The following is a 14432-nucleotide window of genomic DNA, read 5'->3' on the forward strand; positions in this document are numbered from 1 at the left end:
TTGATCACTTCTTTCTTTATTTATTGGAATAGTAGGTTATAACCTTCTTCACAGCCTCCACAACATCCATCACATCGCGATGATCCATTCCTGCATATAAAGGGAGTGTAATGAATTCTTTATAACAGCTTTCAGCGATCGGACAAATTCCCTTTTGAAAGCCTAAGCTTTCGTAATAGGGGTGAAAATAAACGGGGATATAATGGACATTTACACCGATATTTTCTTTTTGCAGTGCTTGAAATATCTCTTTCCTGCCGGCAGTCAGTTGTGAGAGCTGGAGTTTTAGAATATAGAGATGCCAGCTCGAATCAACATCGGAAAGCTGATGCGGGAGGATGATTTCTTCTATCGAGCCCAGTTCCTTGGTATAGAGTTCTGCAAGTTGCTTGCGCTTCTCTATAAAACTCCCGATTTTCTTCAACTGTGATATGCCTAGTGATGCCTGAATATCCGTTATTCTGTAGTTGAACCCGAGAAACTGCATTTCATAATACCAGGGTCCATGGTTTTCCCTTAATAGTTTTTGCTCCCTTGTAATTCCATGTGTCCGGAATTGCAGTAATTTCTTATACAATTCTTCTTTATTCGTTGTAATCATTCCACCCTCACCAGTTGTTATATGTTTCACTGGATGAAAGCTAAACATCGTCATATCACTAATTGAGCCAATCCTTTTATTCTTATATTTTGCACCCAGCGCATGTGCGGCATCTTCGATCACAACTAAGTTGTTTTCCCGGGCAATTGTTATGATTTCATCAAGCTGGGCGGGCTGGCCTGTAAAATGAACTGGAATGATTGCTTTTGTTTTTTCTGTAATGTTTTCCTTTACCAATTTGGGGTCCAGGTTATACGTTAGCGGGTCGATATCGACGAATACCGGTTTTCCTCCTTGGTATAATACACAGTTAGCTGAAGCGGCAAAGGTCATTGGTGTTGTAATGACCTCATCACCCTCGCCAATCCCGGCAGCATGACAGGCACCATGCAACGCTGCTGTTCCGCTTGAAAATGCCACAGCATACTTCGCTCCTGTGAACCTTGCAATGTCAGCTTCAAATTGCTCAATGGCAGGACCGCTTGTTATGAAATCACTTTGCAATACCTCAACCACCGATTGGATATCCATCTCATCGATGACTTGTTTTCCATAAGGCAGATAGTGGGCACGTACGGGAGCTCCGCCATGGATTGCTAATTTACTTTTGCTCATGATTTGAAAGGCTCCTTTCTATGAAAGGTTGATTGTATCCATTTTTCCGTCTGTTTTATTCCCTCTTCAATCGTTACCTTTGGTGTCCAAGACAGCGTTTTTTCAGCTTTTTGAAAATTACATAACAGCTTTTGAATCTCACTTTGAGGATGAATATGGGGAATATGGTGAATAGGCACTTGCCCTTTTGAAATAAGCTCTGCTAACTGATTGATTGAAATATCTCTCCCTGTACCTGCATTAACAATTTCTCCATTTAACTGATCGCTGTAACCAGCTTCAACCACAAAATCAGCACAATCTGCTACATACAGCAAATCTCGTGATTGTGTACCCTCTCCATAGATATTCAGTGGTTCGCCTTTTAACTTATTATGAATAAAGATGGCCACGACTCCGCCTTCACCGCCGGTTCTCTGGAAAGGACCATACGTATTAAACGGTCTTACGACAACTGCCGGTAAACCGTATGCGAAGAAATAGGATAACACCATATTTTCAGCAGCAATTTTTGCTCCGGCATATGGAGAAGCTGGTTTGATCGGCGATTGCTCGTCAATTCCATGCTCATCACTTGCTCTGGCGTAAACCATGCATGTACTCATAAAGACAATTTTCACTTGCTGCCGTCTGCACTCTTCCAGTAAATAAAAAGTAGCAACAGTGTCGTTGTTAAAAGTAGTTTCAGGATCATCAATGCTGTCTTGAACATTGATGCTTGCTGCAAGATGGTAACAAAGCTCAAATGTGGTCTCCCGAAAAAGCTCGTGTAAGGGTTCCCGGTCTTTAAGATCCATGATTTTGACCATTTGCAGGTTTTTATTGTCAAGAAACTCGTTCACATTCTCAAGTGAGGAATTTGCTAAGTTATCTATTACCCATACCTTGTGTCCATCCCTTAACAAACGTCCAACGACCCATCTGCCAATAAAACCGGTGCCACCGGTGACTAATATATTCATATTTACCTCCACTAGATTAGATTTTGTTCAATCGTTAACTTCCGCACTTGTTCCTTAGTCAGCGGGATCGCTCCTTCCGAGCTATAGGTGCCGGGTTTCGGTCTGCTTGCATCCTCGTATGTGTTTCTAGGGGCAAACGGAGAAGGAACAATATATAAATCGGGTAATTCATAAGCACTTAATGATTCATCATACGTCATCAGTTCTTCATATCTTTTTTCGCCAGGCTTTAAGCCAATTTCAACGATACCAACCGTGGACGGGTCAATCCCGTATTTCTTCGGCGTTTCTTCTACAACAATCTCTGCTAAGTCCTGTAGTTTAATCACAGGCATTTTCAAAATAAACGTTTCTCCGCCTTTAGATATTTGCAGTGATTGGATTGTAAGTTTAGTCGCCTGTTCTAACGTCATCATAAATCTTGTCATCGATAAATCTGTTACCGTTATAGCTTTGCTTTCTCTGACTTGCTTAACAAATAACGGGATGACCGAACCTCTGGAGCCCATTACATTACCGAACCGCACAGTAGAGAATACGGTTTTTCCTGAACCTTTCGAATATTCTGCGGAGGAAATAAGTTTCTCAGCGGATAGTTTAGTTGCTCCATAATTGTTGGTCGGAGAGATGGCTTTATCTGTACTTGTAAACACTACTTTTTTTACGTTTTGTTGTTTCGCTGCTTTAATCACGTTATACGTGCCGATAATATTCGTAAGCACAGCCTCGAAAGGGTTATATTCACAAAATGAAACATGCTTCATTGCTGCTGTATGAAACACGTAATCAATATCCTCCATCGCACATAAGACACGATCATAATCACGAATATCCCCTATCAAGTAGCTTAACTTTGAATGTCCATTCACTTCATTTTGCAGCTCGAACTGTTTATACTCATCTCTACTAAAAATTCTGATAGCTTCAGGCTCCTCTTGTAAAATATGTTTCACAATACTTTTCCCGATTGTGCCTGTACCACCAATAACCAAAATTTTTTTATTCTTAAAAAACATACCAGCCCTCCTCCCTTTTTCATTTATTTATGTCTTTCATTGATCAATTGGTTAATCAACTCTGAGAGCTCTTTGCCAGAATGTTTTGTTGTATAGGATTTTAGTAAAAAGTTATTTTTCACACCTTCAAAATTTAATTTCTCTTCTTCACTTGTAAAATATGAAGAGACCGTTTTTATTAACTCTGTTGGCTCCTTCTGAATATAATTCTCCAGGGAATTATAATAATCGTATTCACGGTTTGCTTGAATGAAATCAAAGACAAAAACGGGTTTATTAAATAAAAAAGATTCCAGAGCAACGGTAGACAGTGAAGCGATGACACCGTCTGAATTGATTATCAGATCGCGTGTATCTGCTTTTTTATCCTTGATAACTTGGACGGATTTACACGTTCTTTCCAAGTCCGTGTAGAGTGAAATCAGCTTTTTTGAAAGCTCCCAAGGATGGGGTTTTATGATGAATTGAAATTTCTGATTCTTAGCCAACTCCGTGATTAGCGCTTGTATCTTATCTGCATCTAATCCCGGCCCTGTAGCAACTAATAACGTAATTCTATTTGGGTCAAGATCGTACGCTTCACAAAAAGTATCATTTGGCAGTCGGGTAGAAGTGAAGATTTCATCATATCGGGGGTGACCGATCACTGCGATTCGTTTTTCCTCAAGCCCCCTTGTCATATACCATTCTTTTTCGTACTCTCCGTATATCCCTATATGACTTGAAAAAACGGGGATAAACGCTTCTTCCCCCATTAAAATCCCATGTTGCAAACAAATGCTGGGAATTCCTTTTATAGCTCCAACGACCGCAAGAGACCGGCTAACAACATCTTCTGTCGTACCTATCAATACAGCACCTACCGGGATTTGCTCGTAAAGGTTATTAACAGTTTCTATTGCATCGACAATACCGGGAATTCGCTTAATGAATGTTTGGCAAAATAAGGGATTACTAAAAGCAGGATGTCCTTCGTATTCCGCTAAAATTGAAGTTGCCTGCTTGATTAACGCATTGGACGCCTCTCCGGTGTCGCTCTTAAAGCTTCCAATACATACATTTGGAATCCCGAAATATTCAGAAGCTCTGGAACGTGACAACATTATCGTATGATCTCTACTAAAATGATCACTTAGTGTTTTCACTGGAATTCTTGTATAGTCCAGATTGATCAATATCTTTCCATTTAAATTAGTCTTATAGGGTTGCCTTAAAGGTGCTACCATCTTCTCGAAAAAAGGTTGAATCTCGTTTGGTTTCTTAATCCTTGAATCGTTCAATTTCATCTCAAAATCTGTTCGCTCCATATCACTTCTAAGATCATCATTAATTTGTTGATAGAAATTCGTCATGAGGGCAATGGGGATGTCTCTATACTTTAAATCCTTCAGAACACTGATGAATTCACTATACAGAGACCAGTAATTCGATAGGTAGATAGACACTCCGTTTTATCCCTCCTTATTTTATGGTTTTTTGCTGTTTCATTGATCTTAGTTCTTCTCTAAGCTCTTTACATGTTCTTTGAGGGGGCAGCATTTGTATAAATTCACTCTTTTCTTGCTGCTGCAGTTGATAGTGAATGGATAATTCCGTGATATAGTTATCATCTAAAATATCCTCTATCGGATAGAAATCCCAAAACTGATTTAGCCGCCAGAAAAACCTGGCATCGCCAATTCTATAAAATTCCGGGTTCTCGTCCCAATAGGAGCCGAATTTTTCCTTTATGACAGGGAGAATGGAGCTTCTATGCATGACTGAACAATGATCTATTTGGCAGGGGGCTACCGGGACCATTCTTTTTGCATGTCTTAATTGTTGTTTCGTTATTTCGCTCCTCTCATTTAAGTAATTGACTAATGAGGCAGAGTAGACAATCATGGCACTCTGATCGCTCTCTAAATAATCCACCATTTTTTCCAGTCTATTTTTTCTATAACAGTTATCATCAGTTGCATATGAAATGTACTCACCCGACGCTTTGTGCAGGGCTTCATTTATTAGCGCAGCATATCTGACCTTCTCCACTCTTTCGTTCATGGTTTGTATATCACTCTGATAAAATTTGATTCTTTTATCATTTAAAAAAGGTTCAATTGCTTTAATTGTTTCTGCATTCGAGTTATCATCCATCAAGAAGAGTTCAAAGTCTGTAAAAGTCTGATCTACAATGGATTGAATGGACTTCGCGATATATCCAGGCTTATTGTAACTAGTCATTATTATGGATACCTTTGCCAAATATAAGACCTCCCTTGCTGTTTACTTTCTATACTATGTTTTGATAACCAAAATGTAATAGGTTATAAGGCTAAATTTTCCAAACTACTAATAATAGGGTAAATAAGCATCGGAATTACGAACCAAATAAGAGGGCGGTGTACCTTTGAAGGGGAATCGTAAAGAAAGTAAATGCAGCTTTAGGGCCGGGTGAGTTTTTTCGGGTGGGAAATTCGGTGAAGCGTAGGGGGAGCTGCTTGAGGGAAAACCTCACGGGCTGCTCTTATTTATAATTCTCATTGAAGCTTCATTAACAAATGATCGATTCGATGTTGAAAGGTGTGTGAAGTCAACACGCGTTTCCTTGCATTGTGAGCAATTTGTTTGCGTTCTTCGTCGTGGGCCATATAATAATGAATCTTCTCAAGTAAATCATGCTTATCTTTAAAACAAACAATTTCCTTCCCGTCCTCAAAATGATTGACCAGATCTTCTTTAGAATCAAGAAGTTGAAATGCTTCACAACTGGCAGCATCGAAGGTGCGGTTGTTGATACTTTTCGCAATAATACCCATACGGTTTTTATTATATTTCTCATCAGATGGACGGTGGATATTTAGAATGATTTTAGAACCATTATAATAATTCACAACGGTTTCGGGCTTTACCCAGGCATTCACTAAATCTAAATCCCGGTTTGAATTTTTTATCCATTCATATTTATGCTTGCTCCACCCTCTCCCAACGATTTGAATTTGATAATCTGTTCTCTTTAACAAGAATTCAATAAGCTCAATCCGATTACTATAGGGTACTCCTACTAAACAAATATCACTTGCAAACTCTTTAGAGACTAATGTGGAATGAAACACTTCTGGATCTGTTCCTAGCGGAAGATGATAGACATATGGATGCCCAAGTCTTTTATATTGTTCTACTGCAGCTTGATCGATGGTAAAAATATAGTCGAAATAAGGGATAAGCGGGAGGGTCCAGTCCATATAATAAGGATCTTCAGTCATCCAAATGGCCGACTTTGCCTTTGTTTCTTTTAAGAATTCTAGTATAGGTACGGAGATTTTCAAACCGGTCATTGCAAAAATAAGATCCGGCTGCAAAGACTGTTCCATAAGTTTCAGAGCATTTAAACCATTATTATTTAATGTGAAGGATTCACAGTAGTGACCCGCATTCTGAAATGCTTTTACTACACACTGTTCAAAAAAGTTATAAACTGCTTTAAAACCTGAAGTAATAAAAATAATATTCATTTTTTTCCTCCATTGTAAATTTGAGATTTTTTTAGTTGATAGGACATTGCCACAAACATAAAATGAGATAACTCATATGATGATTTATAAATAAGTGGAGGTGAAAATATGGCACAGACCTTAGTTGAATTCGGTAGAAGCTTCCAGACAAACCTAGATAATGGGGTTATTATTCCCATTAATGCAACAGCAAAGCTGATATTAGAATTTGGTATTAATGTTCCACAAGCAACCAACTTTGTAGAACTCACTACTACAGTAGGTTGGCAGGTGACGAACGTTTTTGCTACACCGCCAGATCAACCAAAACTCTTCCTTCAAGTCCTTATGGATGGGATCGTTGTTGGTAGTGCTGAGCAAGAGTCCATTTCAAACGATGAAGAAGAACCGCTTGAAATGACCACAACGTTCCAGTCCATTCTTACGAATGTATCAGTAGGTTTTCATGTACTTCAAGTGTTTGCTTCAAACCCGGAGGATATCCAGGGGGATATTACCTTAACTGGTCCAATCAATATTACTGGAAAAGTTTACACGCCTGTATAACTCGGCTGACTCTGTGGGGCTAAGAAATTTTCAGCAGTAAAAACTCCTTAGTAGAAGACTTGTTTGTTTTAGGGAACAAACAGGTTAACACCTTCTACTATAGGAGTTTTTTAATTATACTATGCATCAGAATGGCAGCGTATGCCAAAACAGTTGAACATAAACATATTCATCCCAAGAATCCTGCATTACATGTGCCCAGCGTCAAGTGCGATTACGCCATAAAGAAATAAACTTATTCTAAAAAACCTCTTGCGCTTACGTCATAATCATGATATATTACTTCTTGCGTTGCATTTCATAATTTGCGGTCATGGCGGAATTGGCAGACGCGCTGGCTTCAGGTGCCAGTGGTAGCAATATCGTGGAGGTTCGAGTCCTCTTGACCGCATAATAACCAAAAAGCTTCTGTACTGCTCATCCGGGCAGCGCAGAAGCTTTTTTATTGTTCAATAAGACATGAACAGAGGATAATAAAGGCCGGACATGTGATTTGCTTGACTTATGCAGCTCATATGTTAGAATAGCGAGGCCCTAAATTCTACTATAAAGAAGTGAACTTATGCTAGAGCCCAAGGTGAATGTGAAGCAGGGCCGCCTGTTTCTCGACAAGCATTTTTCCGGAGAATCCATCGACTACCGTCAAATTATATCGTTATTTCTTCCAATATTAGTAGACCAAGCCTTTGTAGTCGGGCTGAACGTCGTGAACACAGCGATGATCAGCTCTTCCGGAGTGGCCGCAATCAGTGCGGTGAATATGATAGATTCGCTGAATATTTTTCTGATCAGTGTGTTCATTGCCGTGTCAACGGGAGGTACTGTTGTAGTAGCGCAATACAAAGGCAGCGGAAACGAGTTAATGGTCTCCAAAGCAGCTGCAGGAGCCGTATCCTCCGTATCGCTGATGGCCTTTGCCATCGGCTTGTTTGGCATTGTGTTCCATGGCCCTCTGCTGCATTTGCTGTTCGGCGCGGCTTCGCCGGAGGTTATGTCGAACGCCCGCACGTATCTCATCGGCAGCAGCCTGTCCTATCTGGGGATTGCTGTGATGGAGGCAGTATGCGGCGCGCTGCGCGGCATCGGGAGGACCCGGGTCTCGCTTGTGCTCTCGCTGATTATGAACTTTTCGTATGTGCTGTTGAACTTTGTGTTCATCAACGGGCTGCATATGGGAGTGTTCGGGATGACCATTGCGATCAACACCTCCCGGTACCTGGCGGCGGTCTGCGCGCTGATCTACCTGTTCCGGCTGGACAGCAGTCTGCGTGTAAAGATCCGGGACCTGCTGGCCCTCAACTGGACTATGGTCAAAAGAATTATGTTCATCGGCCTGCCGTTTGCGGCGGAGCAGATGTTCTTCAATGGCGGCAAGATACTGACGCAGATCTTCATTGTCAGCCTAGGCACCTATGCGATTGCCACGAATGCAATCTCTTCCTCACTCGCCGGGGTGATGCAGATTCCGGCCAATGCGTTGTCGCTGACCCTGATTACCGTCGTCGGCCAATGTATGGGCAGCCGGAATACGAAGGATGCGCGCAAATTCGTCAAATCCTTTCTATGGCTGTCTTCCGCTTCCTTTGCGTTCATGGCGCTGCTGATCTTCCCGGTATTTCATCCGCTGGTATCGCTGTTTCATCCGCCGGAGGAGATCGTCCGGGATATCTTCATCGTTTTTCTGATTAACTCCATTGCCCAGATCCCGCTGTGGTCGGTCAGCTTCATTACGCCTTCTGCACTTCGGGCGGCGGGTGATTCCAAGTTCACCTCCATTGTGTCCATGCTGTCCATGTGGCTGTTCCGCGTTGTGCTGGGCTATGTCCTCGGCATCGTCCTGAATATGGGCATTGTCGGGGTATGGCTGGCAATGAACTGTGAGTGGGGCGTGCGCGGCTTCATCTTCCTCCGGCGTTTTCTCGGGGAGAAGTGGGTCCAGCATAAGGTGATTTAAGCCTTGAGTTAATGGATTGAATAGTAGAAAAAGAATCTATTATGACTGTGGGCTATGACCCGTAAGCTGGCAACTTTGAAAAAAAGCGGCCTTCTTACGGGTCATTTATATTTTAATGAACTAACGAATCAGCGCCGTTAATGTGCCAGGGGTTCAGATGGTACTTTTAACTCCGTTACCGGTCGTGAGCATTACTGTTTAACCGGGTGACCTCCGTTCTTCGGAAACTTGGGAGCATAATCAACATATACAAAAGTGCAACACAGCCAACAGAGAGATATGAAAGTTTCAGCCCGATGGCATCGGTCAGTACGCTGCCGGTCACTGGTCCTAAGATCATTCCGAATGAGTAGGCTGTGTTATAGATCGCAAAGGTAATTCCATAGGAAGGAAGTCCGCTTTGTTCCGAAATGTCCGCAAGTGCGGGAAGGCAAGGTGCAAGAACCATACCCATGCTGATTCCCAGCAGCACTAGAGAAGCGGCCTGCATCCACATGGAGTCCGGCAGAGCGGAGAGCGGCAGACTTATGGCAACTACTGCAAGTCCGATCAGCACAGCTTTCTTATATCCAATCTTGCTGGATAACTTGCCGATCCAAGGGGTGGCGAGCGCGTAGGATAATGTAGGAATAGCGAATAACATTCCGATAAAACCTGGCTCAGCATTAAACTTCTCCTGCAAATGCAGTGGCAGGGTAGGCTCCAATACACTGGGGATAGCCGAACCAATAATAACAACACCGCTGATTAGCAGCAGACTGCGGTTGCGCAGCAAACCGAATGAGGAGAGGAACGTCCCCGATGTTCTTTCTGGTAAATCACGCAACAGAAAGATCCTAAGCAGTCCATCAGCTATGGCCAGAACTGCTGCAAAGAGAAAAGGAAGCTTATAACCGCCTAATTGATACATCCAGCCGCCTAAGCTTGGCCCAAGAAGGATTCCTGCAGCCTGTCCTGATAAGGCCAGCCCCATCGCTTTGCCGCGCTCTTCGGAAGGGTAAAGATCAGCAAGTATAGCTAATCCGGATGTCCAGGTGATAGCTGCGGCAAGTCCCTGCAAGGCTCTTGCTGTTATAAGCATCCAATATTCTTCGGCAAATGCAAACAATAGTGTAGCTGCAGCCAATCCAAGCAATCCCCAAAGCATAGGGGTCCGTCGTCCAATTCGGTCAGATAAAGCTCCAAATATAGGTGTGGCGATGAACAATGCGATTGCGTAGCTCCCAAAGAGCAAGCCGATTCCGGTCTGGGAAGCCCCCAGAGCGCTTGCATATTTCGGAAGAATAGGCACCACCAGCCCATAAATCAGCATATCCAAAAAAATCGCTATCCCGACTACTAACAGAGCGGCTTTTTGTTTTTTTGGGGTAATCGTGTTCATAATAAGACCTTCTTTCGCTTGTTTGGTTGAAAATGAGTTTAAGATATTCCCATCGGGCAAGTCATTACTAAAGGTATAGTAGTAAAACTATAATACTAAACATTTAGTATTGGACTTACGATTGTATTATAGCAACTAACCCCTATGGTGTAAAGTGAGAGCCATTCGTAATGAATGTTCTTTACAGATGAAATGTTGAAATATAGAATTGAATGTAATAATTAGTACTATAGTTTTAATACTATGAATTTACTATTTGAGCGGAGCGAAGATCATGACAGATGTAATGGTACTTGGATTATTATTGAAATTCGGATCAATGTCCGGCTATGAGATCCAGCAAAAGATGATATCTGCACAAACAGATAAGTGGGCATACGTGCAGCCTGCCTCTATCTACCATGCCCTAAGAAAACTGGACAAAGATGAACTAATCCGTCTGGAAAAGCTTGAGCAAACGGGCAATCGCTCAAAAGCCATTTATTCCATCACCTCTAAGGGAAAACATGAGTTTAACAGCATGTTGATTAGCTCGTTTAAGAAGGCTTCCGTTGTGTTTCCTTCCGCTTTGTACACAGTTCTTACGTTCGTGGATGAAGCGCCGAAAGAAGAAATCATTGAAGCGTTGGAGGTACAGGAGCAGGCAATCCAGACTATATATGATGAAATGAAAGCAGGGCAAAAAGAAAAGGAGAAGTATTCCGAGGTTTCAAAGAATGTACTGTTAATTTTCGAGAATATGTATGAGCAATGTGAGGTGCAACTGCAGTTTTTACAGAAGCTTAAGCAGGATCTATTGAATGATTTGCTGTAGCGGGAATCTCTATGTTTCATAAGAAAAAGGCGTGCTCTTCTCAGGAAGGCACGCCCTTTTTGTGTTTTTTTAGACCGTTTTTGCCTGTTACATTTTCCAGATGTCGTCTACCTTCACCGGCTGGCCGGTACGCATGGAGCGGTTGGCCGCAATCCCGGTCATGATCGACATGGCGCCATCCTTGTGCGAGGCTGCACGGCCAAAGCGGTCCTCCTGTTTCTTATCGAAAATGTCGCGCAGCAGCACCGGATCACCGCCTCCATGGCCGCCTGCACTGCTTTCGAACTGGACGCGGTAAGGCTCCTTGAAGTGAGGGTAGATGGTGATGTTGACACCCTCCAACGCGCCTTCGTTTTCTTTTTTGCCGCCGGAATTGACGTAGGATTGTTCAGTGATGCGAACCTCCATACGGCCTTCCGTGCCGTTGAAGACGATAATGAACCCTTCCCAAGGCATATAAGCGTTCAGCGAATAGTTCATAACGGTCTTATTCTTGTACTTGACCATTACATTCATGGTATCCTCGATGCTGATATTGTCACCGAATACACTTTGGTCGCGCTGATACCCGTCTTCATGCTCTGCGTCCAGATACATGCTTTTCAGGTGCTCGTTGCGGTCCAGATGGAGCGCGAAGGGATCATTCTCGGCAGCTTTGCTGCCATAGGCACGCTGATAGAATTCGGTGATGCCTCTTTTCTCTGCATTTTCTTTGCCGTAGAACCGCAGATCGCCCATGGCGAAGACCGTATCCGGCTGTGAAGCCAGCCAGAAGTTCATCAGGTCGAAGTGATGCGTCGATTTATGTACCAGCAGGCCGCCGCTGTTCCGTTTGTCCCGGTGCCATCTGCGGAAATAATCCGCTCCATGCTGGGTGTTCAGCAGCCACTCGAAATTGACGGACAGGATTTCTCCCAGCACGCCGTCCATAATAACCTCACGGATCTTTGTGTTATGCGGTGCGTAACGGTAATTGAAGGTTACCCGCAGATTTTTGCCGGTACGCTGGATGGCATCGAAGATCTGCTGGCATTTCTCCTCATCAATGGTCATCGGCTTCTCGGATATGACATCACAGCCCAGCTCCATAGCGCGGATAATATACTTGTGGTGTGTACGGTCAATGGTCGTCACCAATACGAAGTCGGGCCGGGTCTCCTCAATCATGCGGTCGAAATTCCCGGCCTTGTAGGTAGGCACCTTATGGTAGCCGTATTTGTCCGTCAGCATATGGTTAGCAAAATTCATCCGCGTCTGATTGACATCACAGAAGGCTGCGAGTTCGGAGGTTTCGCTGTAAGCGGTAACCAGTGCGCCGTAAAAAAACTCGGCCCGGCCGCCGGTACCGACTAGCACATATTTCTTTTTGGACAAGGGGATCACTCCATTTACTTGGATTTGATTCTATTTTATAGTATAGGAAATGCAAAAAGTGAACGTTATTTAGTTCGATATAGAAAAAAGTATGCATATTTTATCCTAGAGGGAGGCGCGGTGTGGAGCCTTTTTTTCAGGTGGAGCAGCTCAGGCGGTCCGGTAATTTCAATATGGATACCGATCATTTCCATGATTCCTATGAAATCTATTATTTGCTGTCCGGGGAGCGGCATTATTATATCCATAACCGGATTTATGCCTTGCAGGCAGGCGATCTGGTCTTCATCAACAAAAATCAGCTGCATCGTACAACCAGCCGCAACCGCTCGCGGCATGAGCGGATTCTGGTCAATTTTGACGATTTGTTCCTGGAGCCTGCGGCAGGCCTTGTGCCGGACTTGGCAGAGATGTTCCAGGGAGAGAGCTTTTTGCTCCGGCCCAATGCCCATGAGCAGGGGGAGATTGCCGATCTGTTCCAGGCGATGCTGCAGGAGCAGCGGGAGGGAGCGCCGTGGAGCAGGCCGTATCTGCAGACGCTGCTGCTTCAGCTGCTGATCCGGCTGGACCGCATCCGTAATGCGAAGCCGGCGGTGGTGATTCCGGAGCAAAGTGAAGCACAGCACCGGGTCTACGGCATTATTGAATATCTGGATGCCCATTATGGCGAAAAGTTGACGCTTGGAGGCATTGCCGAGCATTTTTTCATCAGCTCTACGTATTTATGCCGGACGTTCAAACAGACGACAGGGTTTACAATGATCGAGTATTTGAATTATGTCCGCATCCGCGAGACGAAAGCCCTGCTCCGGACAACGGATTGGAGAGTGACCCGGATCGCCCGGGAGACGGGATTCGAGAGCATTGCCCATTTCGGTCGGGTATTTAAGGAAATCACCGGACGTTCGCCGCTGCAATACCGGAAGCAGAACCGGGAGTAGTCCCGGAAGTGTAATCCAAGCCGGTTTCCCAACATATCAAAACAGCTAAGAGGTGCTTTAATGAAATTTCATGAATTTTATGTCGGACAAGTCTTTAAAACCAAGTCTATAACAATCACTAAAGAGAGTATTACAAGTTTTGCAGCGGAGTTTGATCCGCAGTATATGCATTTGGATGAAGACAAAGCAAAGCAAGGGAGATTTAATGGAATCATCGCTTCAGGAATACAAACCATGGCAGTCTCATTTAAGATCTGGGTTGAAACGGGGAGTTATGGCGATGATATTATTGCCGGAACGGCTATGAATCATCTGAAATTTATAAAACCCGTGTATCCAGAGGATGAATTGCATACTGTTGTTGAAGTAACAGCGCTAAAAGAGAAGAAAAATGAAACAGGGAGCGTTACTGTATGGCTGTCAACGTTCAACCAGAAGGATGAGAAGGTATTTGAAGGTGAATTAACCGTTCTGGTTAAGCGGTAAACGTAATTACTCAGCTCCAAAGGTGAAGATGCACAGTAAAGGCGGCGAAGACTTCACGTACTCTAGTATTTCCAATATAGAGCCGCTCAAGAACGGTACGCTTGTCTATCTCGCTGAGGTGCCTGACGAAGTAAAGTCCGGCAGCAAACCACTCTATGCCGAGGTGAACATCGAAGGCGAAATCTATCGTTATACCATTCGTTGATAAAACCAAAAAGAGACTGGCCTCTCCGCAGAGTATTCTGCGG

The 14432-nt window shown here is 43.5% G+C and carries 14 protein-coding genes and 1 tRNA gene; 7 read left to right on the forward strand and 8 right to left on the reverse strand.

Translation table 11 applies throughout. From position 1 onward, the window contains the following. Window positions 1-16: 16 nt before the first annotated feature. The 6 genes from pseC to PGRAT_RS01350 form a co-directional block, all read right to left on the reverse strand. A complete protein-coding gene (pseC, locus tag PGRAT_RS01325; protein WP_025703186.1) occupies window positions 17-1216 on the reverse strand; it encodes a UDP-4-amino-4,6-dideoxy-N-acetyl-beta-L-altrosamine transaminase in 1200 nt (399 codons plus the stop codon). Next, entirely contained in the window at window positions 1213-2178 is a 966-nt protein-coding gene (locus tag PGRAT_RS01330; protein ID WP_025703184.1) for an NAD-dependent epimerase/dehydratase family protein, read from the reverse strand. Before PGRAT_RS01330 ends, pseC begins: the two co-directional genes overlap by 4 nt. Window positions 2179-2189: 11 nt before the next feature. Further along, window positions 2190-3194, reverse strand: a complete 1005-nt coding sequence (locus PGRAT_RS01335; RefSeq protein ID WP_025703183.1) for a polysaccharide biosynthesis protein — start codon at window positions 3192-3194, stop codon at window positions 2190-2192. A gap of 23 nt (window positions 3195-3217) precedes the next feature. Continuing rightward, a complete protein-coding gene (locus PGRAT_RS01340) occupies window positions 3218-4639 on the reverse strand; it encodes a glycosyltransferase family protein (protein ID WP_025703181.1) in 1422 nt (473 codons plus the stop codon). A 16-nt stretch (window positions 4640-4655) separates the two neighbouring features. Then, on the reverse strand, window positions 4656-5438 hold the full coding sequence (locus PGRAT_RS01345) for a glycosyltransferase family 2 protein (protein WP_025703179.1): 783 nt from the start codon (window positions 5436-5438) through the stop codon (window positions 4656-4658). Between the two features lie 275 nt (window positions 5439-5713). Beyond that, complete coding sequence (locus PGRAT_RS01350) at window positions 5714-6688, reverse strand: CgeB family protein (protein ID WP_025703176.1); 975 nt, start codon at window positions 6686-6688, stop codon at window positions 5714-5716. 108 nt (window positions 6689-6796) lie between these two features. Here PGRAT_RS01350 and PGRAT_RS01355 point away from each other — a divergent pair, with 108 nt between their 5' ends. From PGRAT_RS01355 to PGRAT_RS01365, 3 genes are all read left to right on the forward strand, one after another. Beyond that, window positions 6797-7234: a hypothetical protein gene (locus PGRAT_RS01355; protein ID WP_025703174.1), complete on the forward strand. Its 438-nt coding sequence runs from the start codon at window positions 6797-6799 to the stop codon at window positions 7232-7234. A 307-nt stretch (window positions 7235-7541) separates the two neighbouring features. After that, a tRNA-Leu gene (locus tag PGRAT_RS01360) sits at window positions 7542-7625 on the forward strand. A gap of 171 nt (window positions 7626-7796) precedes the next feature. Continuing rightward, the gene (locus PGRAT_RS01365) at window positions 7797-9188 is read left to right on the forward strand and encodes an MATE family efflux transporter (protein WP_025703172.1); all 1392 of its coding nucleotides are present in this window, start codon (window positions 7797-7799) and stop codon (window positions 9186-9188) included. A gap of 175 nt (window positions 9189-9363) precedes the next feature. Here PGRAT_RS01365 and PGRAT_RS01370 read toward each other — a convergent pair whose 3' ends face one another. Then, window positions 9364-10569: an MFS transporter gene (locus PGRAT_RS01370; protein ID WP_025703170.1), complete on the reverse strand. Its 1206-nt coding sequence runs from the start codon at window positions 10567-10569 to the stop codon at window positions 9364-9366. A 274-nt stretch (window positions 10570-10843) separates the two neighbouring features. Here PGRAT_RS01370 and PGRAT_RS01375 point away from each other — a divergent pair, with 274 nt between their 5' ends. Beyond that, the gene (locus PGRAT_RS01375; protein ID WP_025703168.1) at window positions 10844-11383 is read left to right on the forward strand and encodes a PadR family transcriptional regulator; all 540 of its coding nucleotides are present in this window, start codon (window positions 10844-10846) and stop codon (window positions 11381-11383) included. Between the two features lie 87 nt (window positions 11384-11470). Here PGRAT_RS01375 and PGRAT_RS01380 read toward each other — a convergent pair whose 3' ends face one another. Then, window positions 11471-12757, reverse strand: coding sequence for a Gfo/Idh/MocA family protein (locus tag PGRAT_RS01380; protein WP_025703166.1), 1287 nt, complete (start codon window positions 12755-12757; stop codon window positions 11471-11473). A 173-nt stretch (window positions 12758-12930) separates the two neighbouring features. Between PGRAT_RS01380 and PGRAT_RS01385 the strand changes: the two genes are divergently transcribed. Genes PGRAT_RS01385 through PGRAT_RS32925 form a run of 3 tightly spaced genes read left to right on the forward strand, consistent with a single transcriptional unit; the run spans window position 12931 to window position 14389 of the window. Beyond that, complete coding sequence (locus PGRAT_RS01385) at window positions 12931-13698, forward strand: helix-turn-helix transcriptional regulator (protein WP_042267733.1); 768 nt, start codon at window positions 12931-12933, stop codon at window positions 13696-13698. A 60-nt stretch (window positions 13699-13758) separates the two neighbouring features. Beyond that, window positions 13759-14184, forward strand: coding sequence for a MaoC family dehydratase (locus PGRAT_RS01390; protein ID WP_025703162.1), 426 nt, complete (start codon window positions 13759-13761; stop codon window positions 14182-14184). 28 nt (window positions 14185-14212) lie between these two features. Further along, complete coding sequence (locus tag PGRAT_RS32925; RefSeq protein WP_174469017.1) at window positions 14213-14389, forward strand: hypothetical protein; 177 nt, start codon at window positions 14213-14215, stop codon at window positions 14387-14389. Window positions 14390-14432: the final 43 nt, after the last annotated feature.

Origin of the sequence: Paenibacillus graminis (assembly GCF_000758705.1) — a bacterium.
Lineage (GTDB): Bacteria > Bacillota > Bacilli > Paenibacillales > Paenibacillaceae > Paenibacillus_AQ > Paenibacillus_AQ graminis.